The 24626-nt window shown below is 33.7% G+C and carries 18 protein-coding genes; 12 read left to right on the top strand and 6 right to left on the bottom strand.

Features of this window, described 5'->3' with window-relative positions; genetic code table 11:
• Window positions 1-20: 20 nt before the first annotated feature.
• The 6 genes from cobC to FIA58_RS18820 form a co-directional block, all read right to left on the bottom strand.
• Entirely contained in the window at window positions 21-545 is a 525-nt protein-coding gene (gene cobC / locus FIA58_RS18845) for an alpha-ribazole phosphatase (RefSeq protein ID WP_140964255.1), read from the bottom strand.
• On the bottom strand, window positions 530-1312 hold the full coding sequence (locus FIA58_RS18840; RefSeq protein WP_140964254.1) for an adenosylcobinamide-GDP ribazoletransferase: 783 nt from the start codon (window positions 1310-1312) through the stop codon (window positions 530-532). Before FIA58_RS18840 ends, cobC begins: the two co-directional genes overlap by 16 nt.
• Window positions 1313-1319: 7 nt before the next feature.
• Window positions 1320-2996 carry a nicotinate-nucleotide--dimethylbenzimidazole phosphoribosyltransferase gene (cobT, locus tag FIA58_RS18835; RefSeq protein WP_140964253.1) on the bottom strand — a complete coding sequence of 559 codons (1677 nt, stop codon included), beginning with the start codon at window positions 2994-2996 and terminating at the stop codon, window positions 1320-1322.
• Between the two features lie 246 nt (window positions 2997-3242).
• Complete coding sequence (locus FIA58_RS18830) at window positions 3243-3887, bottom strand: Dph6-related ATP pyrophosphatase (protein WP_140964252.1); 645 nt, start codon at window positions 3885-3887, stop codon at window positions 3243-3245.
• Window positions 3888-3892: 5 nt separating this feature from the next.
• Window positions 3893-4399 (bottom strand): bifunctional adenosylcobinamide kinase/adenosylcobinamide-phosphate guanylyltransferase, encoded by a 507-nt coding sequence (locus FIA58_RS18825; protein ID WP_140964251.1) that lies wholly within the window; start codon window positions 4397-4399, stop codon window positions 3893-3895.
• Between the two features lie 230 nt (window positions 4400-4629).
• Window positions 4630-4992, bottom strand: a complete 363-nt coding sequence (locus FIA58_RS18820; RefSeq protein WP_140964250.1) for a DUF5522 domain-containing protein — start codon at window positions 4990-4992, stop codon at window positions 4630-4632.
• Window positions 4993-5073: 81 nt separating this feature from the next.
• On the opposite strand from FIA58_RS18820, the gene FIA58_RS18815 reads away from it, so the two are divergent.
• The 12 genes from FIA58_RS18815 to FIA58_RS18760 all read left to right on the top strand — a co-directional run bounded on the left by FIA58_RS18815 (window position 5074) and on the right by FIA58_RS18760 (window position 24220).
• Window positions 5074-6210 (top strand): ABC transporter substrate-binding protein, encoded by a 1137-nt coding sequence (locus tag FIA58_RS18815; RefSeq protein WP_140964249.1) that lies wholly within the window; start codon window positions 5074-5076, stop codon window positions 6208-6210.
• A gap of 58 nt (window positions 6211-6268) precedes the next feature.
• Window positions 6269-7234: an iron chelate uptake ABC transporter family permease subunit gene (locus tag FIA58_RS18810; protein ID WP_140964248.1), complete on the top strand. Its 966-nt coding sequence runs from the start codon at window positions 6269-6271 to the stop codon at window positions 7232-7234.
• A 361-nt stretch (window positions 7235-7595) separates the two neighbouring features.
• The gene (locus FIA58_RS18805; protein ID WP_140964247.1) at window positions 7596-9101 is read left to right on the top strand and encodes a hypothetical protein; all 1506 of its coding nucleotides are present in this window, start codon (window positions 7596-7598) and stop codon (window positions 9099-9101) included.
• A gap of 207 nt (window positions 9102-9308) precedes the next feature.
• Window positions 9309-10046 carry a hypothetical protein gene (locus tag FIA58_RS18800; protein WP_140964246.1) on the top strand — a complete coding sequence of 246 codons (738 nt, stop codon included), beginning with the start codon at window positions 9309-9311 and terminating at the stop codon, window positions 10044-10046.
• 404 nt (window positions 10047-10450) lie between these two features.
• Complete coding sequence (locus FIA58_RS18795) at window positions 10451-13669, top strand: LodA/GoxA family CTQ-dependent oxidase (protein WP_140964245.1); 3219 nt, start codon at window positions 10451-10453, stop codon at window positions 13667-13669.
• 2 nt (window positions 13670-13671) lie between these two features.
• Window positions 13672-14766 carry an NAD(P)/FAD-dependent oxidoreductase gene (locus FIA58_RS18790; protein WP_165928956.1) on the top strand — a complete coding sequence of 365 codons (1095 nt, stop codon included), beginning with the start codon at window positions 13672-13674 and terminating at the stop codon, window positions 14764-14766.
• A gap of 178 nt (window positions 14767-14944) precedes the next feature.
• On the top strand, window positions 14945-19156 hold the full coding sequence (locus FIA58_RS18785) for a CARDB domain-containing protein (protein WP_140964243.1): 4212 nt from the start codon (window positions 14945-14947) through the stop codon (window positions 19154-19156).
• A gap of 421 nt (window positions 19157-19577) precedes the next feature.
• Window positions 19578-19994, top strand: coding sequence for a hypothetical protein (locus FIA58_RS18780; RefSeq protein ID WP_140964242.1), 417 nt, complete (start codon window positions 19578-19580; stop codon window positions 19992-19994).
• 229 nt (window positions 19995-20223) lie between these two features.
• Window positions 20224-21402: an IPT/TIG domain-containing protein gene (locus FIA58_RS18775; RefSeq protein WP_140964241.1), complete on the top strand. Its 1179-nt coding sequence runs from the start codon at window positions 20224-20226 to the stop codon at window positions 21400-21402.
• Window positions 21403-21740: 338 nt separating this feature from the next.
• Complete coding sequence (locus FIA58_RS18770; protein WP_140964240.1) at window positions 21741-22028, top strand: hypothetical protein; 288 nt, start codon at window positions 21741-21743, stop codon at window positions 22026-22028.
• Window positions 22029-22844: 816 nt separating this feature from the next.
• Window positions 22845-23375, top strand: a complete 531-nt coding sequence (locus FIA58_RS18765; protein ID WP_140964239.1) for a DUF1003 domain-containing protein — start codon at window positions 22845-22847, stop codon at window positions 23373-23375.
• On the top strand, window positions 23372-24220 hold the full coding sequence (locus FIA58_RS18760) for a mechanosensitive ion channel family protein (protein ID WP_140964238.1): 849 nt from the start codon (window positions 23372-23374) through the stop codon (window positions 24218-24220). Before FIA58_RS18765 ends, FIA58_RS18760 begins: the two co-directional genes overlap by 4 nt.
• Window positions 24221-24626: the final 406 nt, after the last annotated feature.

Here is a 24626-nt window from a genome sequence, read left to right as displayed (position 1 = left end):
TCTAGAGTCTGTATTCATTTTTAAAGTATTATTTTTATAATTTGTCCAAAGGTAACTTTATTTTGGAAGGCCTCTTTTAAAGGTAAATTTTGTAGGTAACACAAAAAACTCCTAATTACTCCTGCATGGGTTACAATAGTAACTTTTTCATATGGTTTCTTTTTTAAATCTTCGATAAAAGAAAGTACTCTTTCATATAGTATTTCAAAAGATTCTCCATTTGGCACTTGAACAGAAACAAAATCTTCCATCCAAGGATTGAGTTCTTCCTTTGGAATGTTATCCCATGGTTGTAATTCCCAATTACCAAAGTGCATTTCCATTAAACGTTTGTCATCATCAAATTTTCCATTGGAAAGAAAATCAGCTAAAACAGTACATCTTTTTAAGGGACTTGAGATTACTTTCATTTCTTCAGAGGGAAGTTGGTCTTTTATTTCTTGGAACAAATGTTCAAAGGGTTCTTGAACCGCTACATCGGCTTGACCATAACAAATGCCTTTTTCGCAAACAGTTTCTGTATGTCGTATTAGATAAACTTCCATAAAGCTAGTATTGAAATGTAAAAAACTACCTCGCAAACTTGCTGGGTTGCTCCTAAACAATCTCCCGTGTAACCACCTATCCATTTTTTAAAATAACGTGCTAAATACCATCGAAAGATAAAAACTGGTAAAACTACTAATACCATCTTATAATTATAAAAAACAAAATACAATAGTGGTAAAAGTCCGAAAAAAGCTGTTCCAACAACTTCTTTCCAAGTATATTGCTTTGCGATGGGTTTGCTTTTACTCCATTCATCTTCCCGAACATATTCATGTGTAAAAATAATCGTAGCTGCTACCCAACGGCTAACTGAATGAGCTGCTATAAAGATTAATAAAATTGAAACAATATTCGATTGAACCGATAAAATTTCAACTAAAATAGTATATTTCAATAGTAATAAAAGTAGTATTCCAATAGCACCATAAGCACCAATAGCACTGTCTTTCATTATTTTTAAGATCTTTTCTTTGTTCCAACCACCTCCAAAACCATCACAAACATCAGCAAAACCATCTTCATGAAAAGCTCCTGTTGTTAAAATACTAGCAATCATACTCAACAGAACAGCAATAGTTACGGGTAAAATTTGAGAAAAAGCAACAAATACAAGTCCAGAAATTAATCCAACAATCCAACCTATTAAAGGAAAATAGCGTGTGGCTTTGTTTAAATAATCTGGATCGTGTGTGATGTTTTTTGGGCAAGGAATTCTAGTGTAGAACATCACTGCTGTAAAAAATATATCAAGTTCTTTTTTCATTTTTAATTTATTTACTACTCACTCCAGCACTTTCAAAACTAGCCATTTCATTTAAAAAACCAATAGCCGATTGTATAATTGGAAAGGCAACCGCACAACCACTACCCTCTCCTAATCTCATTCTTAAATGTAAAATAGGTTCAACTTCTAAATAATCCAGCAATGTTTTATGTGCTTTTTCTTCCGAACAATGGCAAAAAATGGCATTTGTTTTTATAGCAGGATTCTTTTTATAAGCAATTAAAAAAGCGACACTAGAAATGAATCCGTCAATCAAAATGAGCATATTATTTTGATACGCTTGCAACATACCTCCTGCCATTTGTAGTATTTCAAATCCTCCAAAATAAGCTAGCAAATCATCTAAATTCTCAGTTCCTTTATAATTCTGAATCGCTTGTGAAAGAATCTTTAATTTGTTTTCCAGTTTTTCATTGGTAACACCTGTTCCTCTTCCTATACATTCTTCTATCGTAAAAGGAGTTAAAACGGATAATAACACGGAAGCAGTTGATGTATTTCCTATACCCATTTCACCAAAACCAATACAATTCGAACCTTTTTGATGCATTTCATTTACAATAGCAGCACCATTTTTTAAACACAACTCCATTTCGGTGTAACTCATAGCTGCCGTTTGCAAAAAGGATTGCGTGCCTTTGGCTACTTTTTTGTTTATCAGATTTGTATTCGTTGGAAAATCATAATTGACACCAGCATCCACAATTTCTAAAGCAATGTCATTTTGTTTACAGAACACATTAATGGCTGCACCACCTTCTAAGAAATTAGTTATCATTTGACGCGTTACTTCTTGTGGATAGGCACTCACACCATGATTTGCAATGCCATGATCAGCAGCGAAGACAACAATATGCGGGTTTTTAATTTCTGGTGTTTCCGTTTTGAAAACCAATCCGATTTGTAAGGCCAGTTTTTCTAAAAGACCTAAAGCACCTTCTGGTTTGGTTTTATGATCTATTTTATGTTGTAATTTCTGAGCTAAAGCTTCATTTCTGTTGGCTTTCTCTTTTTCAACACTAAAAGTGGTTTTAGTTACTTCTTGCATCTCTTCCAACTTAATCACATTGGCAACAGCCTTTTTCTCTTTCCAGTCTAGTTGTTGTAACATGGGTTGGTTTCCATAATCGGTTGCTGGTTTTCCAATACAAAAATAGCCTAATGGCTCTATGTGTTCTGGAATGTTTAAAATGGTTTTGAAATCGTAATAATTTAAAATAGAAACCCAACCCATCGAATACCCTTGTTCGGTTAAAGCCAACCAAATATTTTGTGTTGCACAAACCGCACTAAACTTTATAGCTTCATTACTACCCACAGTTCCAATGGTAAACGAATCCAAAACAGAGCGATCATACCCAATTACCATTCCGATTGGTGCTTCTTCTATGGCTTCTAGTTTTAATTTTAAATAGGATTCTTTTTGAGCTTCATCATCTGTAGTATTGGCTGCCTTTTCATGGTAAGCTAAAAACAATTCTTTTATTTTCTTTTTAATAGTATCGGATTCAATAATATAATAACGAGTTGCGTCGGTTAAACCTACAGAAGGTGCTTGATGCCCTGCTTCAATAGCTTTTTCAAGTACTTCATTAGGTACTTTATCCGTTGTAAAATGACGCGTGTCTCGCCGTGAGGCTATTATTTCGTATAAATCGTTCATTTTTTATAACCTTTTTTTTAAATATTCTCAAAAACCTAAGTTTATTTATTGTTTTTTAGGAGCACAACAATTATTCTTCAAAAGATAAATGGTCCTGCTATCCACTATATCTTTTCTTTTTTAAGAAAAAAGAAAAGGATGTCGTTCCTATCAGGGCTAGAATTGCCATTTTAAATTTCTATACACCATTTAAATCATAACTTGACAATACTCTTACACCAAATCATTTCTTAAAAGAAAAAAAAACTAAACCTCCCAAACTACAAAACAGTAATTCTCGTAAGTTTTCACTTCAAAATTAGGCAATTGAATTCGGTTTTTAAATAACGGACAATCTATAACTAAGGTGTGAAACTCTCCGTTTTCTCCGCAAGGATCAATTCCTTTTTGTTCTAATGCTAAAGCCAATTCTTTTGTTAATAGCTTCCCTAAATAGGATTCTCCCATTTCTAAATTGCAAGAAACAATCATCGTTTCAATTCCAGCATCGAGCATTTGGTTTACTAATGCAACACGATCTTGTTGCCATAAAGGGAGATACGCTTTTAAATCCGCAGCTTTACACACTTTTTCTTCCCAAGCCCGGTGTGGTTCTAAATCAATGTCTCCAAAAACGACTCCTTCAATTTTGTACTCCTCTTTAATTTTGTGTAAAGTAGCAATGTAATTTTCTTCGTATTGTGACCACGAAGCTGGAATAGCTACTAATGGAACATTTACTTGTAGGGCTTGTTGCTTTAAAATTTGTAATGGAATACCATGCGAACGCGACACTTTTCCATTTTCGTTCATCATGTTTAATAAAACGGTTGGTTGTAATCCTTCTTTAACAGCTTGCATTAGAGCAAAACAACTGTCTTTTCCTCCACTCCACGAACTTAAAACTTTCATGTTTTTTATTTAATTGGCACAGGAATTCCTGAAACCATTAGTACTACTTTATCTGCTTTTTTGGCTAAATATTGGTTCATCCAACCTTGTAATTCTGTGAATTTTCTACCTACGTGTGTAGCTGCGTGAACACCCATTCCTATTTCATTGGTAATAATAATCAAAGTAATATCTTCTTGTTGTAATACCAATTCGATTTCCTTTTTCGCTTGTTCCAAACACAATTCCACATCGTTTTTAGTATCGACAAAGAAATTGGTTAACCAAAGGGTTACACAATCAATCAAAGCTACTTTTCCTGAAAAATCAATTTCGCTAAGATGTTTTTCTTTTTCGATATTTACCCAGTTTTCGTCTCTATCTTTTTGATGACGGTCAATTCGTTTTTGAAAATCTCCATCCCAGTTACGAGCAGTTGCCACATACATAGGATTTTTTGATAGAGACATGGCTAAATCTTGTCCGTAACCGCTTTTCCCTGAGCGCTCTCCTCCTGTTATTAAATAAAACATTGAAATTAATTATTAGTGGTTGATGATTGATTATTAATAGATTTGGATAGTGTAGACATTATTGTTATTGTTTAGGTTTACAGTTTTGATTCTGTTTTTCATTAGTTTTAGAGTAGCTATTATTTATACAAACAAGTTGCTGTTTTGGTTTTTCTATATTTTCATTATTTACAAATTCATAATCATCAGCACAATATTATAATTAATAACTAACCATTAACAATCGATAATTAATACGGACAGTGTCTACATCCATTGCCACAACATAGTCCTCTTTTTAAATGAAACCATTTGGTAAACACATAATTTCCCTCTTCCAAATAATAATCTATGTCTTCTACTAAATGATTGGTTTTGGGTAAGTCTTTTGCTTTATTATTTAAACTATTTTCTGGTGTGATGGTCTTCACATAAGCATCAATCTTTTTAATTGTTGCTTCTTTTAGACATTTGGGACACAAACAATCAGTGATTTGATCCAATGAAAAAATTGGTGGTAATTCATTACACCAGCATTTTATTGTTTCAGATGGATTACCACAGCCAAAGGTTGTTTTACAGATTACACATGTTTTTTCTCTAACCAAATTCATGTCGTAAAGATAGTATTTATAATTTTTAATAAAATGGAAGCGTAGAATTTTTCATACATTTGTGCAAACAGAATAAACCGAATGAAACTATTTTTTAAAACCCTTTTCATAACTTCACTTTTATTCGTTAGTTGTAAAAAAAACACCAAAACTACAGTTAAAAGCATCGAAAAAGAGGAGAACCAAATTAAACATGCTACTGGATTAGTTATTTATAAACACGAAGGCTATTCTATAGTAAAAGTGTTAAACCCTTGGCCAAAAGCAGAAAAAACTTTTACTTATATACTAAAAAACAAGAACGGAATTATTCCAGACAGTTTACAACAGTTTCCCTCTATAAATGTTCCAGTTAAAAAGTTAGTAGTTACTTCTACTACTATTATTCCTTTTTTGGAAATGCTAGAAAGTGAAGACAAACTAGTTGGATTTCCTCACACGGATTATATTTCTTCACCAAAAACAAGAGCTTTAATCAATAAAGGTCAAGTTAGAGATGTGGGTCAGAATGAGAGTTTGAATATTGAATTGTTGTTTGACATGCAACCAGAGGCGATTGTGACTTTTGGAGTAGACAATACCAATAAAATGGTAGACAAGCTTACAAAAAACGGTTTGAAAGTACTATTTCAGGGCGACTGGATGGAGCAATCTCCACTAGGCAAAGCGGAATGGATTAAGTTTTACGCGGCCTTATTAGGTAAAGAAGAAGAAGGGAATACTATTTTTAATACTATTGAAAAAAACTACACGGATGCACTTACTTTAGTAAAAGATAGAAAAGCTTCTCAAACTGTGCTATATGGTTCTTTATATAAAGACCAATGGTTTGTAGCAAGAGGAAATAGCTGGATTGCACAATTCTTAAATGATGCTAAAGCTGATTATTTATGGAAAAACTTACCAGGAATGGGCAGCGAGCCTTTGAGTTTTGAAAGTGTTTTCGATAAAGCTGAACATGCCGATATTTGGATTACAAATGGTTCCATTTTAACTTTAAGTCAATTAGTAGAAGAGAATCATCATTATAAAAAATTTGAGGCTTATCAAAAAAATGAAGTCTACACCTTTGAAGGTCAAAAAGGAGCCACTGGAGGTACCATTTATTATGAAACTGCTCCAAGCAGACCAGATTTGGTTTTAAAAGACTACATTAAAATCTTTCATCCTGAAATTCTTCCCGATTATACCTTTACCTTTGCCAAAAAGTTAGAATAGCGTGACCAGAAAATTTTCCATATTATTTATTAGTCTACTTATATTATTAGTATTTCTAATGCTTTTAAACATTAGTTTAGGCTCCATAAAAATACCTTTTAAAGAAGTTATTAATTGTTTGTTAGGTAATGATGCTTCTAAAAGTTCGTGGGAATATATCATCTTAAATTTTAGGTTACCGAAAGCCATTACTGCCATTTTAGTTGGTATTGCTTTATCAATAAGTGGTTTATTAATGCAAACGTTATTCAGAAATCCTTTGGCAGGTCCTTATGTATTAGGATTGAGCTCGGGTGCTAGTTTAGGAGTAGCTATTGTAGTACTTGGTGCTGGAATTCTTCCATTAAGTATTTCAAGAGTATTTACCTCTTCTTACGGATTGGTTTTAGCTTCTGGAATAGGGAGTTCGCTGGTTTTATTGGCTGTTTTATTTGTTTCCCAACGCTTGAAAGACACCATGTCCATTTTGATTGTAGGTTTAATGTTTGGGAGTTTAACCAGTGCTATTGTTTCCGTTTTATCTTACTTTACCACTGCTGAACAACTTCAGAAATACACGTTTTGGCAAATGGGCAGTTTGGGCAATTTGAGTTGGCACGATGTTAGTTTTCTAAGTATCATTACTTTTATAGGTATTAGTTTAAGTTTTTTGGTAATCAAACCTTTAGACGCTTTATTGTTAGGTGAAAAATATGCCAATAGCTTAGGAGTTAATTTCAAGAAAACTCGTTATATTATTCTTTTTGCAACCAGTATTTTAACTGGAAGCATTACCGCTTTTGTTGGACCAATTGCTTTTATTGGTTTAGCTGTGCCTCATATTGCCAAGCTACTTTTTCAAACCAGTAATCATTTCATATTATTTTGGAGTACTTCTTTGTTAGGGGCAATTATTTTATTGTTTTGTGATATTGTAGCTCAATTTCCAGGCAATGATATTACCTTACCTATTAACGCGATTACTTCTATTATTGGTGCTCCTATTGTGGTTTGGTTGTTGGTTAGAAAGAGAAGAATTAGTTGATTGTTATAAAACACATACTCCTTTTCGTCTCTTTTTTTCTCTTAATCACTACTCCCTTTACGTCAGTTAGAATGTTTTTTTATGGAATTCTAGTAACAATTTCATAATCCCGAAACTTCAAGATATATCGAGAACTTGTGTACTGAAAACAAAACTTTCCAATAGTGTTTTTACTTAAGAGGCACATATCTTCTATACAAAATCTCCTACTAGGTTTTTCTATTCTTATGGATAAAAATATGACGTTCATGGTTATTTATCAATTTGGATCCGTACAAAAAAATAACTTTACCTAAGAAAGTAAAACTAACATAGCTTTTATTTTTTCTAATTCTTTTTTTAATTATTAAAAAACTAATATATGAACAACACACTTACAAATGAGGTAGCTATAACTCCAACAGAAGAACTTACCAATTACCATCAACAGCTACTAGAACAATTTAATGATCCTAAGTTCCAAGTTGTTAATAATGCTGATACACTAAAGCTAATCCCTTTTAATGGTTACTATACATTAGATTCTGCAACTGGTGCTTTTTTTGCTATTGACACAAATATGGTTATTACTCCTACAACTACTGAACCACAGTATGATTTGTCTCTTTTAATTTCTTTGGATGGTACAACATCTAAACGCTATAAATTCACTGGAACTTTTGATGGTAACCAATTACTCCAAGATAATGCAGAAGAAGGTCTTGGCTTAAGCTTAACCTTTTCTCGTAACAGTAGCACGTATGGTCCTACTGTCTCTTGTAAAGGAAGTATTATCTTACTTGGTCAACAAGCGTTACACGTAAAGGGTACTACTTACAATAATCCTATTCCAGCTTCGCTTTATAAAGGTGATTATTTTTATACACCTATTATAGGGCAACCACCTGTAAAAGTAATGAGCATAGGAGACAACAATACATTACTGTATGACAATGGTACTAATAATGGAGAGTTACATCCCGTAAAAACCTATATATACAATTTAAACATGTATTACTTCTCTATTGAGACAAAACCTTATACACAGGTAAAGTTAATTATGGGTACTGCTGCCACACAAGGTTTTGCTTGTAACAATATGAGCATTATTGGTAACAACTTAACTACAAGATCGTTAACAACTATACCAACAGGACCTACTCCTAAATCACAAATATATGATCTTAGTGGTATTACATTGGCTGATTTTAGTGGCTATTATCAAATTCCATCAAAAGAATATCCAAAAGCTTTTGTATCTATTCAAGCCCAATACATTAGTACAGGAGCTAAAATGGAATTAGAACTTAATTTTGTAATGATTAGTTATTCCTTAGATGGCAAAACATCTTTCGGACATTATTTTGATCCTCTTTTAGGAATGACATTTGATACTACTACAAACACATTAACAGTGCCTTCTACATTAGGCAAACCTGAATTAGTACTGACATTCAATCGTGAATATAAACCGTGTAATGAAATTAGTGGATCGTTAGTAAGCGTTACAGGAAATATTGATGACACTCTTATATCTGGTACTACACTATTCAATCCCGTGCCGTTGCATGTATTTGGTGGTGTAACAATGACAAGTAAAGATGGAGATGAACAACTAACCATCAACAACGATAATAGTATTACCTATGTTACTACTAGTAAAACCAGTACTAACAATGTTAAAACCATCAACAAGCAAACTAAAACATTTGATAGCATCATTTATGTGCCGCTTATGTATATTGTTGCCGCTCCTGCCGATGCTCCCACATTAGAGTTATCACTAGGTACAGATGGTCTTAGAGGCAATGTTAGTATTGTAATTACTGATATAAATACTCCTAGTCCAAAAACCTCTTCGGTAAATGCCATTAACGGTCCTGAATAGACAAGGATTTTGATTTACAACATTAAATAGCCCTGTATAACCTTACTAACGAAAGGTACTGTAGGGCTACTTTTTGTTTAAACTATTTAAATACTTCTTTTATTAACCTATTCATCAAGTTTTAGTTACTATATTATTACTATACCCTTACTATATAATTATTATATCTATTTTGTATCTTAGTATTTTATAAAGGTTTTTTTAATTATGGCAAAAGGAAAAAGTGTATTTCAAGTAAAGGGCACATTAAATGGGCTTAATTTTTATGTACTCGATGGTAAACAAGTGGTACGAACTGCTGGTGGGGGTTTTAATGGTGATGCTATTAAGACTAAAGCTTCTATGGTACGCGTAAGGGAAAATAGTACAGAATTTAAAACTTGTATGCATAGTGTATCCTTATTTAAAAAGGCTTTACAACCCCATTTGAATGTGCTTAAAGATGGTAAATTACACCAACGCTTAGTAAGTTCGTTTACTAAACTTAAAGCTCTTGATCCTATTTCTGAACGTGGCAATCGTCATTTTGTAAAAGGTTTACTAACCCCTGATGGCAAAAAAATGTTTACTGGCCTTGTTTTAACCCATGGCAAATCATTATTGACTACTTTACGTCATCATTATTCTTTTTCTTTTACGAATGGTTTGCTACTTTCTGCCTATACTGGTAAAAAATTGTTTCTAGATACAAATGCTACGCATTTTGAATTGGTTTTACGCTATATTACTATTGGTTTAGAAAATGAAGATTATTCATTTGAGGATAGTGAGCCTATTTTTTTAGACAAAAACTTTTCTGGCAATGTAGCGTTAGTTCTTGCTCCTCCTGTTACATCTGATAATGTGGTAGTGGCTGTTATAATTGGTCGCTTTTTTAAAGAAGTTAATGGCAAACTTTATGGTTTGGAAAGTGGAGTTCTTGAAATCATTGGTATTGATGGTTGATAGTTACAATAATAAATTCCTTTTTTATTTCTTTTTCTAAAGCAGATTTTCACGGATTTATGTAACTTACTTTATCTTCTAGATGTATTCTGATTTCTTATTGATACATCTCATTCCATTTCATCAAACAAAACACTCAAAACAAAGTAGTTACAATTAAAATAATTCGTTTTCAGTACAATAATTAAAAGACAACAAACGTCACTTTGAGTGCGAAGCATATCTAGAATTTTTTATAAAAAACAGGTAAAACTACCTACTCCATTTTCCAAGATAAATTTTAAATTTGTAAGGATGTACTACTAATCGTAACCTAACTATTCAACTAATTTTGGTTGTCTTAGTTTCCGATTCTACATACGATTTACGTACTAAATAACGTAACAAACAAATAATTACTAAATATGGACAACAAAAAACGAATCTTTGAAAAACCAACAGCAAACGATGTGAAATGTTGGGATAGTAGTGGTAGTACTGAAATGGTGACACAGCGTCTTAAAGAGATGTTTGTAGAAATGGGACAAAAGACCCGAATTGAAAAAGGACAAAATCCAGCGGAACGTGCTGTTTTTAGAAAACAACATGGCATCGCTTACGGACAGTTCGTAATCAATGAAGATATCGATGAAAAGTTTAAAATAGGTATTTTTGCAGGCTCTCATTACGATTGTGCCGTTCGTTTCTCTAGTGATACAGGACCAACATCTCCTGATTTACATACTACTTTAGGTGTGGGGTTAAAACTTTTTGGAGTGGAAGGTCCGAAACTTTTTGGAGAAGGCCCTACTGCCGATTTTATTTTTCAGAATATCGATCGCTTTTTTGCTCGTGATGCACAGCAAATGTGCACGTTTACAACCGCTGGTGTTGTGGATAGAGATTATGATACTTATATCAACAAACATCCTGAATTGGCTAGTATTTTGCAAGCCATGCAAAAAGAAGAAGCTAGTGTTTTAAGTGCTGGTTATTGGGCCATCTTACCTTTTCAATTTGGAGAAACTCAAATTGTAAAATACCGTTTGATTCCTGATGACACGTATAAAGGAGCTCCTTTTGACGATGATAATTATTTACGATTGGATTTAGAAAAACGCTTACGCAATGGAAATGCTACTTTTCGATTTGAAATCCAATTGCGTACTAACGATGCAACCATGCCTCTTAATGATGCACAAGTGGTTTGGAGTACAGAGGAAAGTCCGTACATCTGCATTGCGAAATTGCATTTACCACAACAAGATGTAACTGCTATTGGTCAGTCTGAATTTGGAAGTAATCTTTCTTTTAATATTTGGAGAACTTTAGAAGCTCATAAACCTTTGGGTAGCATTGCAGAGGCTCGTAAAACAGTTTATGCTGCCAGTGCTGAAGCCAGACATCAGGCTAATGGGCAACAACTACAAGAACCTAAAGAAATAAATCCGCATTTTAGAGGTAATACAGATGAGGATAGTACTTGTATTGTAAGAGCTGGTATTTATCCTCCTATTGGTGTGATGCGTGTGGGAACCAGTGAAGAAGAGTATTTCATAGGTCCTTTGGTAGATGAGCCAGAAGTAAAAGAAGACGTTTATGCTTATCGTGATAAAACTGGAGCGATAAAACGTCAGGCAGCTCAGTTTCGCATTTATGGTTTTAATGCAGCTGGAAAGGCTATTAAAGAATTGACTATGGATAATGCTAAAATTACTTGGCATTCGCATTTGGCTAACCAAAAATCCTCTTGGTACCAATTCCAAATTGCCTTAGATATTCCAGACGCCTCCGACCCTAATGTGCCAGCCTCTTTATTAAGAAATATTGATGTAAAAGACCGTACACAGTTGTTGATTGATGGTGGTGGTGCCACTATTTCAGAGCCGAATGTTAGGGAAGGTAAAAAGTTTAAAGGAAAGTTCCTAGGCAAATCGGTGTATTTAGGAGAAATGCATACCGATGAAAAAGGACGTTTAGTGATGCTTGGTGGTCATGGAAAATCGGAAAATATCAATGGAGATAAAGCGATTACTTTTGCCAATAATGAAGGGTGGTATGATGATATGTCTGATGGTCCTATTACCGCTACAGTAGAATATGAAGGAGTAGCTCTTAATGTAGATCCAGCTTGGGTAATTTGCGCTCCACCGGATTATGCTCCTATGCAAAAATCGGTACGTACTATGTGGGATTTAATGCGAAGTGTTGCTGTAGAATCGGGAATGCTAGCAAGACCCGCGAGACCTTCTTTCTGTAAAGACATCTTGCCTATTTTTGAAAGAATGACCAACTTACAATGGGTAAATGCAGGATTTGCTGCTGCTTTTGGTTGGGGTGGTCAATTCAATTATACCAGTATAGAATGGGTCAAAAAATTAAATGATCCTTCTTCTGCCAACCTAGAAATGCGTCGTACTATTTCGAATAATTTCCGTAGATTTGATCAATCTGGTGCGGAAGCTCCCCAATTATGGCCTTGGTTATATGGTGATGCTGTTGCAATTCCTACACTAGGTTCTGTAAGACAACATTCGACTTTATCGCACTTGCAATTGGAGTTTTTAGACCAATGGGTGGAAGGTGATTTTGATGCTGATTTTGTAGATACAACAGGTTGTCCGTATATTCCACCCGCTAAAAAAATTGAGGATTATCCTATAGCGGAACAACCCGATATGTTAACCAAAGCTGCTATGGATTTCTGTTTGGCTGATGCTTTTCACCCAGGTTGTGAAATGACTTGGCCTATGCGAACATCTGGTATGTACATGGCTCCTTTCCGATTGAAACATGCTCCTAAAACTCCTAAAACGGATTATCATTATTATGGTTCTACTATGAATAGTGATGTTTTGACTTTACCTGCTGGTCCTTTATTAGGAGGTCAAGTACCTGGTGGTGTTACGAGATGGATGGCCATTCCTTGGCAAACCGATACCGCTAGTTGTAGAGATGGGTATACTACGGCTTACGATCCGTATTTACCAACTTTTTGGCCTGCTCGAGTTCCGAATAATATTTTGAGTGAAGAACGCTATAAAGAAACGATTGATTCACACTTGGATGAAGAAACAAGAAGAGAAGCCTTTGCTTTTCGTTATTTCTGGTTGGATGATTTGCCTTTAGATGGTGCAGCTCCTACACAAACCAATCAGATTAATGCTATGGTGAAGTATTTTGACAAGTTAGCCATTGTACAACCTCGTCCTGGTGTGCCTGATAATCCTAATTTTCCGCCCGAAATGCAAATTGGTGTGATTCCAAATGAGGCACAAAACCAACTGTTATTAAAAGAGACAGAAGCTCGATTAAGAAAAATCTTAAACGACAACAAACACTTGGATATGAAAGAAGAGTCCTTATTACATACTACGCTGGATCACTTGTCTAACGAAAATTTATTTAATGAGCAAGCTGTAATGGAAAGCACTCGCGATCAATTATTGGAAATGGTTCAAGACGAATTGGTACAAGATGAAGCTTTAAGCAGTGAAGTTCAAAAACTAGTGAATTTATTAGCTTCTAAAGCTCATAAACATACTAAAACGAGAACCGTTCCTCATTCTAGACAACCAAGAAAAGAGGTGGGTGTTCCTGAACAATTGGTTCGTTTCCAACGTTTTATTCCAAAAAAATATTAGGTTTGATAACCGAAAAAACAGAGATACTCATTATAGGTGGTGGCATTGCAGGTTGCATTGCCGCCATTTCTTTGATAGACACCTATCAAGTAACTTTAGTGGACAAACTTTTAGCACCAATGGAACGCATTGGAGAATCTTTAGCTCCTGCTACGCAACGCATTTTAAAAGAGTTGGACTTGTTAGAAGGCATGGAAAATCAAATGGAGACTTTGTATCGTAAAAGTGTAGGCATGCAATCCTATTGGGGAAGCCACCAAGTGCATTTAGTAGACGATTTAAGAAATCCGGATGGTTTTGTTAAGAATTTGGACCGTCAAGCTTTTGAAACCTATTTGAGAAAGACCGCAGAAGCACGTGGAGTGCATTGCTTATGGGGTTCCAAACTATATAGCAGCACATATGAAGATTCCCATTGGAAAGTACAATTAAGAGCCAATGATGATCCTTTACAAACTTACACTATTTCTGCTGATTTTGTAATTGATGCTAGTGGACGACAAGCCCATTTTGCCAAAAGCTTAGGCATTAAACGTATAGTTGAAGACAAATTAGTGGCTTGTTGGGTGACGTTACCGAATACCAAAACCAATACCATGGGTACCATTTCGGCTAGTGCAAACGGTTGGTGGTATAGTTCCGTTGTCCCTAGGAACAAACGAGTGGTGGCTTTTCATACCGATGCTGATTTAGTGGCTAAAAACGAATTAAAAACGACTGTCTCTTTTTTGAAATTGGCAGAAGAAAATCCTGTTATTTCAGAATTACTACAAGAACAAAAAGGCACTATTAGCTTTCAAGGTACTGTTGCGGCTAACTCTACAAAATTAGAACAAGTAGCTGGACAACAATGGGTAGCGCTAGGCGATGCAGCATTGAGTTTTGACCCTTTGTCTTCACAAGGCATGTTCAATGCTATGGCCAGTGCGATGCAATTGCGAGTCTTGCTCCTACACTATGGTTTTACTGAAGCACTACAAAAAAACTACACTCAACAAATGGAGCAAATTTGGCATCACTACTTAAAACACAAAAGTATTTTTTACCAAGCAGAAACGAGGTGGAAAGAGCGTGCTTTTTGGAAGAGAAGGTTGTGATTGTAATCGTCAGTTCGAGGTATAATTTTTATGCTAAAAAAAATCGCTACTACAGCTTACTATCCATATTTACCAACATTCTGACCTGCTAGAGTTCCGACTACTCTTTTAAGTGACGAAACTTATAAATAAATTATAATTACATTTGCAAACTTATAAACTGTATTTTTCAATTACTATGAAAAGAATTTTACTCCTTTTGCTGCTTATTGGTTTTACGTCCCATTCGCAAGAAACACTACCTTATGTAAATAATTTCAATAATGTTAATGCGTTGACAGGTTGGAATCATTATGCAATTTCTGGAACTGATGATTGGGAATATGGTTTAGCTTCATTAGAAAGCAATCCTAATAATCTAGCTTGGGAGACTAAACTTCGGGGCACACCTACAACTAGTTCTGTTAGGGTTTTGGAATCACCTTCATTTGATTTAACCAATGCAGCGCTCCCGTATGTACTTTCGTTTAAGCATACAAGCAATATAAATTCTTCTAGTTTTTATTTAGATTTCTCTATTGATAATGGAGTAACCTGGCAATTGTTAAATCCAACGACAACTTTAAAAAAAAACTGGCAATCTGGTGGCGGTTTTAACTACTCATCATCAGGTTATAGTACTGTTTCGGCAATTAACCTTTCTTCTTTACAAGGGAATGCAAATGTAAAATTTAGATTCCGTTTTGCAACCTATTCTTATTGCAATGGTTTTGGTTGGGTTATTGACGATTTTTCAATTGCTCCAGAATATTATAATATTTGGGCTTCTCAGGGTACTACTATTGAAATTTCACCGCTTTGTCCAGAAATTAAAGTTGTTAGTACACTTAATTTTAATAATCAGTATACAACCTATTTTAATGTAACTACAAAATACTATTTGTCTACAGATACTGTTTTGGATGCAGGGGATACCTATTTGGATGAAAAAGCTTCAAATATATTGACAACAGTTTCGAACTGGGAAAAGATTATTCCAACGCCATCTTCTTTAACTCCGGGACAATATTATATTTTGTATGTTCACGATTTTAATAATGTAGTTACTGAAAATAATGAATCTGATAACGTGTCGTATGCATCATTACTAGTAAAACCAATTTATAGCCTTCCCTTCTTTGATGATTTTGAATCGAATCAACAAAACTGGAAAGCTACACAGCATCCAACAAGTACAACCCCTATGATTTGGGGACTTGGAGAAGGAACTAGGCATCATATAGAAGGAACACATTCTGGTAATTATGCATGGCACACGAGCGGAACGGTGAATGAAAATATACCAGAGTCTACAGGTCAATGGGTAGAGTCTCCTTATTTTAATTTAAGTTCCTTAACGGATCCGTTGTATTTAAGTTTTTGGTTTAAAGATCATTATAGCAGTAGTGGAATTGGGGCTTATGGTAATTTCTACAATGTACAATATATTTCAGGATGTGGCGATTATTGGCAGCTTTTATACACTATTCCAGAAAACGCTTCGGACGAGTGGGAATTTGTAAACATTCCAATACCAGCTGCAATGGCTTCCTCAGAAAACATTCGATTCCGAATAACATTCTCAACAAATTATGAAAAACCTGAAGGGATTGTTTTTGATGATTTATATATTGGCCCAGCAAAAGCTGATTTAACAATAGAAAGAATTGATTTTAATAATAGATTTACTGTTTCTCAGCTAGCTTCAGGTGAAATCAAATATTATCTTACTAATAGTGGAAAAGTAAATACTGGGGTTTCTACCACCTCTTTTTATTGGTCTAACGATCAGAATCTGGATGCTTCCGATGTCTTATTAGGACAGCAGACCTATACAGATGTGACAGCAGAAACAGGTCAATGGGAGCAATTTACATTTACTAAGCCCACACAACAAGCAGGCGAGTATTATATCATTTATAGTCTAGATGCGAGTAATCAGGTTGATGAGATTTTTGAGACTAACAATATTGGTTTTATTAAGATGGAACAAACACCAACTCAAGGTTTTCCGTATTTCAATGATTTTGAGACACAAGCTCAGCATTGGGTTCATGATAAAAGTTTAGGAAATGATGATTGGGCACTTACTGTTCCTAATGGACAAAATTTAAATACTGCATTTTCTGGGACTAAGGCATGGATTACTAACGCAAATGGCATTCTTTCTAGTTTAAGTAGAATGCACCTTTATACACCCGTTTTCGATTTGTCGCAAAGTGTTAATCCGGTTTTAGAGTTCGACATGATTACTGATACAAAATACTATAGAACAGGAGCGATTAATTTAAGTTACTCTATAGATAATGGTGCTACCTGGCAAATTCTTACGCCAATAAATGACTCGTATACTAAATGGTCGAAATCTATGAAATATAATGAAAATACTGGTTTAGATGAAGATTATCAGGCATTTGGTACTGAGCTTATGTTTAGCAGTCATGAAAGTGTTTTGAGTACACAAGAATATTATAATTCTAGAGATGTTGACAGGAATTCCCATTATGCTATAAACATACCTCAACTAAAGGACTATGAAAATATCAGGTTTAGATTTAATGTTACTAAGTTTGATAATGCAAATAATAACTATCCAAATTACGCAGGTGAAGGTTTTTTGTTGGACAATTTTTCAATTTCTGAAGCAACAATTGATTTAACGGTACCTTACAGTAAAGATATGTATTTGAGCTCATTATCTGAAAAAATTAATTTTTCTATCGATATTAAGAATAATGGCAATTACATAAGTAATGCAACAGATATAAAGTTTTATTTGTCTTCGGATGCTACCTTAGATACTGGTGATTACTTATTGGGAACTGCTCCAATTCCACAAATTCGTCCTGAATTTAAACATCACAAGAGTTTGGAATATGCAGTTCCTGCAAATTTCAGCTCTTATTCTTATTTGCTTTATGTAGTAGATGGGAATAATCTTAATGCAGAATCAATAGAAACAAATAATACAGGTATTTGGGATTTAAAATTAAATGGAGTAACTGTTTTTCCTTATCAAGAGAATTTTGAAGGAGCGGTTATAAATGGTTGGCATGGCTATTCTTATAATGGTCTATCCCCAAATGTTCTCGATAATTATCGAGTAGTTACAAGAATTCCACAAGCTGTTCAAGAAAATTTATATACACGCATTTATGATGGTGTTTTAAGAACGGAGTATGTTGCTTACGGACCATGGCAGAGTTATTTAACGCCAATGTATTATATTCAGAGTCCTGTGTTTGATTTTACAGGTCAGACACAACCGTTGTTTATGGCTTTTGATTATATGTGTATTGGACAGTCTTTCACCGATGGTGGGAATATGGAATATTCTATAGATGGAGGTACAACATGGAATCTGATTACAACAGCTAGCGGTCCATCTGTAAATTGGTATCAAAATTATCAGACACTGTCTGATTTGAATAATGAGCCTGGTTGGTTTGATTTGTCGGGTAAAATTTTGACAGCGAAGATGAATATCTCTTTTCTTCAAAATCAATCAAATGTTGTTTTTCGATTCAAGTATTTTAGTAATACCGCTAGTGCATCGATTACAAGCAGAGGTTTTAGATTGGATAATTTTGTTATTGGAGATGAAACGGCTGTTAATGGATTTAGTTGTCTAGAAGAAGTTCCTTATGTGTTTAATTTTGATACATTTGATCAGACTTGTTGGGAAATAACAACTAATGATCTTACGATTTTAACTGAAAGATCTGGAGGTATGAATTGGGAGATTGTGGATAATTTTGCCAATACACCGAACAATACATCTGCTAAAATAGATATAATAGGTTCAGGTAATAGCTCTGGAGTGTGGATGATTTCTCCTAAATATCAAATGAATGCGAATGATAAGTTGAAATTCAAAATCGCACTTACAGAAATGGGGAATACCAATGTGGCAACTATGGATGCTGACGATAGAGTTGTCCTTTATTTTTCAACTAACAATGGGCTAACGTGGTCTATTTTGGAAGAATGGAATAGTCAGACACCGATTTCGAACACAGGTGAAATAGTGAATTTTAATTATTTACCAGCATCCGGACATGTTCGTTTTGCATTTTGGGCTACAAACGGTACTGTGAATGATAATATACCAACGACTTTTTATGTTGATGATTTTGAGCTCTATAATAATACTTTAGGTGTAGATGATTTTAATCAAATAGATCTAAACTATTATCCAAATCCAGTTGTTGATGTTTTAAATATTAATTCTGTGACAGGAAGCCTTTTGACTAAAATTGAAGTTTATACTATTTCGGGACAATTATTGATGACTGAACTTCCAAATACTGCTAATTTTGGTGTGAATATGGTAGGTTTGAGTGCGGGTATTTACTTCATAACTGTTCAATCTGAAGAAGGTGTTAAACGATTTAAAGTTTTGAAGAAATAATTGGAATAATTTATATAGTAAAGCCTTGAAAATTCAAGGCTTTTTTGTTTTTCGTAATAAATAGTGTTGGTAGCATTCCATTTACATGGTAACGGTAATGATAATAATATATTCATTGTTCCAATACGTGTAAAGTAGCTAATATTATTTTATGGATATAGTGTAAAGAAAACAAAACGACATCATATCCGTCAGTTCGATTTCTATAAAATGCGAATAGCAAGTTTGTAAACAGTGTATCGAGAACTCGTCTACTGAAAACTAAGCTTCTCGATACTTTTTCAATTCCATTGCATTCCATTGAAAAAACTCGAAGTGACGTGTATTAAGAACTTTTTTTTAATAACCAGTAGCAATACCTATTGCCATTTAGCAAGTATTCGCTTAGATTTGTAAATAAGTCGTGTATAAAAAATAATTAATGCTAAAAAATTTAATCCTTAAACTATTGTTTTGGAGAGCCTCTATTATGCATAAAGGTAAATTGCCTACAAAATCGGAAAACAGTGCTCCAAAAATGAAATATGATGTCATGTCTGGAGCCATATTTTGGGAAGATGAGGGATTATGGGAGATTAATCACCTTTTAGCCGATGCTTTTAAACATGTACTTCATCATAGAATGACATTAGTTGTGGGGTCAAAAAACGATGTTGGGGTTATGCGTTCCAAAGAATTTGACAAACAAATTTTTGAAATGGCTAAAAAATATTTCCCTAATTGGATTGGGTTTGATGCCTCAAGATGCTCCTACAACCCTGAGGTAGCTGACAGAATAATGAGAATTAGAAAAGTTGCCGATTGGAGGTTTCAAAAACTATTGAATGAGGAAAATTAAAAAAACTTTCTCTACTTACGGTTTCCTGTAAAAAAACAACAATAACTTCTTTTTACATTTACAAAATAACAACAAAAACAGGTAGAAATACCTGTATGGAGTTGTAGGTAATTATTTAGATTTGCATAAAAATGCAATAAAAAAATTGTAGATATACATCCAAATATGGTGAAATATGTGCACCTTTATGACACATATATACAAGTTGTAAAATATTAAAAACAAAAAAATGAGAAAAATTTTAGGACTATTACTTTTATTTAGTTTAGTTATTTCTTGTTCTGAAGACGGCTCTCCAACTGAACAAAATAATACGAAATTACCAACGAATATTACTCTTTCAACTCAATCAATTGAAAAAGGGAGCATATTAACAATTAACGGTAACGGATTTTTAGTTAATGAAAATTACATAGTTACGTTTTCTGAAAATGTAATCGGAAATATCACCGAAATAAATACAAATAATTTAAAGGTGGAAGTCCCACAAAATGCAGTAAGTGGAAATATTACTTTAACATTCAATAATGAAACAAGTATAATAGGGAATATTACAATAGAAGATAATGATTTTTCTACAACTTACATATACCATGAGAATGTAGGTAAATTGGCTACATTGAACACACAAACTGGCGAATTGAATTATATAGCAGATTTTATTTTTAATGGTACTACTGTTGGTGCTATTTATAACTCACAAAATAATGAGTACATAAGCTTTAGAAACAATACTGATCCTAATTTTGTTAAAGTAAATTTGTCAACAGGCAATGTCGATTATCAAGTAGCAACATCGACACTTTTAACTGGTAACGATACGTTTAGTGGGTTAACTATTGACCCAAACGGAGTAGTCTACATATACCATGAGAATGTCGGTAAATTGGCTACATTGAACACACAAACTGGCGAATTGAATTATATAGCAGATTTTATTTCTAATGGTACTACTGTTAGTGCTATTTATAGCTCACAAAATAATGAGTACATAAGCTTTAGAAACAATACTGATCCTAATTTTGTTAAAGTAAATTTGTCAACAGGCAATGTCGATTATCAAGTAGCAACATCGACACTTTTAACTGGTAACGATACGTTTAGTGGGTTAACTATTGATCCAAACGGAGTAGTCTACATATACCATGAGAATGTAGGTAAATTAGCTACATTGAACACACAAACTGGCGAATTGAATTATATAGCAGATTTTATTTCTAATGGTACTACTGTTGGTGCTATTTATAACTCACAAAATAATGAGTACATAAGCTTTAGAAACAATACTGATCCTAATTTTGTTAAAGTAAATTTGTCAACAAGCAATGTCGATTATCAAGTAGCAACATCGACACTTTTAACTGGTAACGATACGTTTAGTGGCTTAGTAGTAAATAATGAAAATTAACGTTTTTACAACATTGCATAAAAATAATAGCGGTTTAATTACTTAAACGAAAAATAGCCCGCTTTAATCCGCAACTATTATTATACGAGACAAGTTAAAATAACTAAAAAAAATGATATAGTAAGACTTATTCAGAGTCACAAAGCTTTAGAGCCTTTTGATTATAACTTGGCTATTGATTGAGCAGTCGAATTAATTAGAGAAGGAAAGGAAACTGACAATGTGCTGATGCTTGCCTCTTTTTCAGAACCAATTGAAAAATATGAAATCAGTCCATACGTAAAAATCTAAAATTATTAAGTCAAGTTTGCCTTAATAATGACTATGACAAACGAGTTATGGACTTTTATCTGCTTTATCACGGATGGTGGGAATTAGAAAATATTGGAGCGAATTATTATTATGAAGGTGCAAACTTGAATAATATTGAATCTGTATTAAAATTGGAAGCTAAAATATGGATTGACAAATACATATATGGAAAGGTAAATCTTGAGCTACAAGAAAAATTAAAAAGGAAAAAACATAAAATACTACCCACAACATTTTCTCAACGCTTGATAAGTGACTACCCTTTTAAAATAGTAAATCAACTAAAAGTTGTAGTTTTTAGACCTCAAAGTTAGGAGACTTTGAGGAGCGAAAGTTTTATGTGAGCCACTAATGCGATGCTTACAACATGACAACATTGTGGGGAGCCTATTTTGTGGATACTTTTTATAGCGTAATAAACAACCTTACACACCACACTCTCACACAAACTTGTCACTCTGTAAGGGTCGCATTTGCTTGGTTTTGCTGTTTTGAGTTTCTAGTTTATACATTCCCTGCTAAACCAAGTTTTATGTGAGCCACTAATGCGATGCTTACAGTATGACAACTTTGTGCAAAGAACCATTTTGTGGATAGCTCCTGCTAGCGCAAACATAACGCTCGTACCAACAAACAATAGCAAAAATTCTGCAAAATAAATAATAAAGATTAATCTAATTGCAGACACGAGCAAAATACTCTTGCTAGCTTTAGGAGTCTTGCTCCTACATTATGGTTTTACTGAAGCACTACAAAAAAACTACACCCAACAAATGGAGCAGATTTGGCATCACTACTTAAAACACAAAAGTATTTTTTACCAAGCGGAAACGAGGTGGAAAGAGCGTGTTTTTTGGAAGAGAAGGTTGTGATGGTAACTGTCACATTTTCTTTAGATTCGCAAAAAATAAAAAACATTTAAATTTGTTTTTATCTTTACCAAACAGCAATAAAAACAGATAGAAATACTTGTATGATTTATAGGTAATTGATTAGATTTGTGAGATATTTAAAATTTAAAAAAACACATCTATCTACCCAATAACGAATAACTTAGTGTAATTTTGCCACATTTACAAGTAAGTTTTGGTGTATTTAAAAGCTGGACATTCTAACAAAAAAAACAATATATGGACAAGGATTTAGACAATTTAATGAATGCTAAAACTGCTCAGATCAAGAAGCTTCAAGAAATAGTTAAAAAAGCAATAGAAGATGAAAATTTGATAACAAATAATCTTTTAAACCCACCAAAGGAACTACTTACCAGAGGGCAAAGTATATCTGATAAGGTAGCTAAATTTGGAGGCAGTTGGGCCTTCATTATCTCCTTCTTTATAATACTGGTTTTTTGGATACTTTTTAATACTTTGACACCTATAAAGGACAACTTTGATCCTTATCCTTTCATCTTAATGAATCTTATTCTTTCTTGTATTGCAGCATTGCAGGCACCTGTTATCATGATGAGTCAAAATAGGCAAGAAGAAAAAGACAGAAAACGCGGTGAGAATGATTATCTCATCAATCTAAAAGCTGAATTGGAAATAAATGCTTTAAACCAAAAAATTGACTTAATCATTGAAGAACAAATACAATCTTTATTTGAAAGTCAGGCAGCACAATTAGAAATCTTAAAAAAGCTGGAACAAAAATTATGATAAAAACAATTTTTACAGATTTTAGAACGGTACTCATTGTAGGCATTATAATGGTTATAACAATTGTTATCGCCTTTTCTTTCAAGCACTTGTCTGAAAAATACATAAAAAAACTTGTTCTAACTAAGCATATCGACCCAACTAGCTATGTTTTTGCCAAGAAAGTCTTTACAGCCATTATTTATTTAATTGGTATTTCCTTTTCATTGGTACAAATACCTGAAATGAAAATTATAGGTCATTCTTTATTGGCAGGTGCAGGTATTTTATCACTTGTTGCAGGGTTAGCTTCGCAACAAGCCCTAAGCAATATTATGAGTGGATTTTTAATTGTAATGTTCAAACCCTTTAAAATTAATGACAAAATAACGTTCAATCAAACCTACACTGGAATTGTAGAAGAAATTAACCTACGACAAGTAGTACTTAGAGACTTTGAAAACAATCGTGTTATTGTGCCCAACTCAGTAATAAGCACACAAGTAATTGTGAATGCAAATCTAATCGAAACTAAAATCTGTAAAATGATAGAAATTGGAGTTAGTTATGATTCCGATTTAGGTAAAGCCCTCAAAATAATGGAAGAGGAAATAATAAAACACCCTCTTCATATAGATAATAGAACAGCAGAAGACATACAAAACAATTTACCTGAAGTTGTTTCTAGAGTGGTGGCACTAAACAACTCTTCAGTAACATTAAAAGCTTGGGCTTATTCTGATACTTCCTCGAATGGATTTATTATGTATTGCGATTTATTGCGATCCATTAAAGAACGATTTGATGCAGAAAAAATAGAGATACCGTATAGTTATCAAAACGTCATTATAAAAAAGACAGAATAAAAGCCAGAGCTAAAAGCGAAAAATAAATAAAAATAATCGACATCAAAAGTTGGAACAGAAAAGAACATTTTGAATGCTTTTCTAAATTCACCAAAATTTATTAAAACAAATCTAAAGGAGTAACGCAGATTGTTTTTACTTATCCATACGCTGACGTGAATGGTGTAAAGAAAACCAAACCACCTCCTCACCGTCAGTTCGAGTGCTGTTTATAAAATGCTACAGCAATTTTACAAACAGTGTATCGAGAACTCGTCTATTGAAAACAAAACCTTCTCGATACTTTTTCAATTCCATTACATTCCATTGAAAAGACTCGAAGTGACGTGGTTTGTGTAAAGAACATGCTTCTAACTAGCACTTTGGCAGTTATAATGGTGATTATAAAATGCGAACAACGATTTTA

Source organism: Flavobacterium jejuense (assembly GCF_006491595.2).
In the GTDB taxonomy this organism is placed as follows: domain Bacteria; phylum Bacteroidota; class Bacteroidia; order Flavobacteriales; family Flavobacteriaceae; genus Flavobacterium; species Flavobacterium jejuense.
This window is presented reverse-complemented; position numbering and strand designations above follow the sequence as displayed.

Bases quoted from the DNA above. Each gene is read 5' to 3' on its own strand.
- cobC (WP_140964255.1), bottom strand. From the start codon at position 545: ATGGAAGTTTATCTAATACGACATACAGAAACTGTTTGCGAAAAAGGC.
- FIA58_RS18840 (WP_140964254.1), bottom strand. From the start codon at position 1,312: ATGAAAAAAGAACTTGATATATTTTTTACAGCAGTGATGTTCTACACT.
- cobT (WP_140964253.1), bottom strand. From the start codon at position 2,996: ATGAACGATTTATACGAAATAATAGCCTCACGGCGAGACACGCGTCAT.
- FIA58_RS18830 (WP_140964252.1), bottom strand. From the start codon at position 3,887: ATGAAAGTTTTAAGTTCGTGGAGTGGAGGAAAAGACAGTTGTTTTGCT.
- FIA58_RS18825 (WP_140964251.1), bottom strand. From the start codon at position 4,399: ATGTTTTATTTAATAACAGGAGGAGAGCGCTCAGGGAAAAGCGGTTAC.
- FIA58_RS18820 (WP_140964250.1), bottom strand. From the start codon at position 4,992: ATGAATTTGGTTAGAGAAAAAACATGTGTAATCTGTAAAACAACCTTT.
- FIA58_RS18815 (WP_140964249.1), top strand. From the start codon at position 5,074: ATGAAACTATTTTTTAAAACCCTTTTCATAACTTCACTTTTATTCGTT.
- FIA58_RS18810 (WP_140964248.1), top strand. From the start codon at position 6,269: ATGCTTTTAAACATTAGTTTAGGCTCCATAAAAATACCTTTTAAAGAA.
- FIA58_RS18805 (WP_140964247.1), top strand. From the start codon at position 7,596: ATGAACAACACACTTACAAATGAGGTAGCTATAACTCCAACAGAAGAA.
- FIA58_RS18800 (WP_140964246.1), top strand. From the start codon at position 9,309: ATGGCAAAAGGAAAAAGTGTATTTCAAGTAAAGGGCACATTAAATGGG.
- FIA58_RS18795 (WP_140964245.1), top strand. From the start codon at position 10,451: ATGGACAACAAAAAACGAATCTTTGAAAAACCAACAGCAAACGATGTG.
- FIA58_RS18785 (WP_140964243.1), top strand. From the start codon at position 14,945: ATGAAAAGAATTTTACTCCTTTTGCTGCTTATTGGTTTTACGTCCCAT.
- FIA58_RS18780 (WP_140964242.1), top strand. From the start codon at position 19,578: ATGCTAAAAAATTTAATCCTTAAACTATTGTTTTGGAGAGCCTCTATT.
- FIA58_RS18775 (WP_140964241.1), top strand. From the start codon at position 20,224: ATGAGAAAAATTTTAGGACTATTACTTTTATTTAGTTTAGTTATTTCT.
- FIA58_RS18770 (WP_140964240.1), top strand. From the start codon at position 21,741: ATGGACTTTTATCTGCTTTATCACGGATGGTGGGAATTAGAAAATATT.
- FIA58_RS18765 (WP_140964239.1), top strand. From the start codon at position 22,845: ATGGACAAGGATTTAGACAATTTAATGAATGCTAAAACTGCTCAGATC.
- FIA58_RS18760 (WP_140964238.1), top strand. From the start codon at position 23,372: ATGATAAAAACAATTTTTACAGATTTTAGAACGGTACTCATTGTAGGC.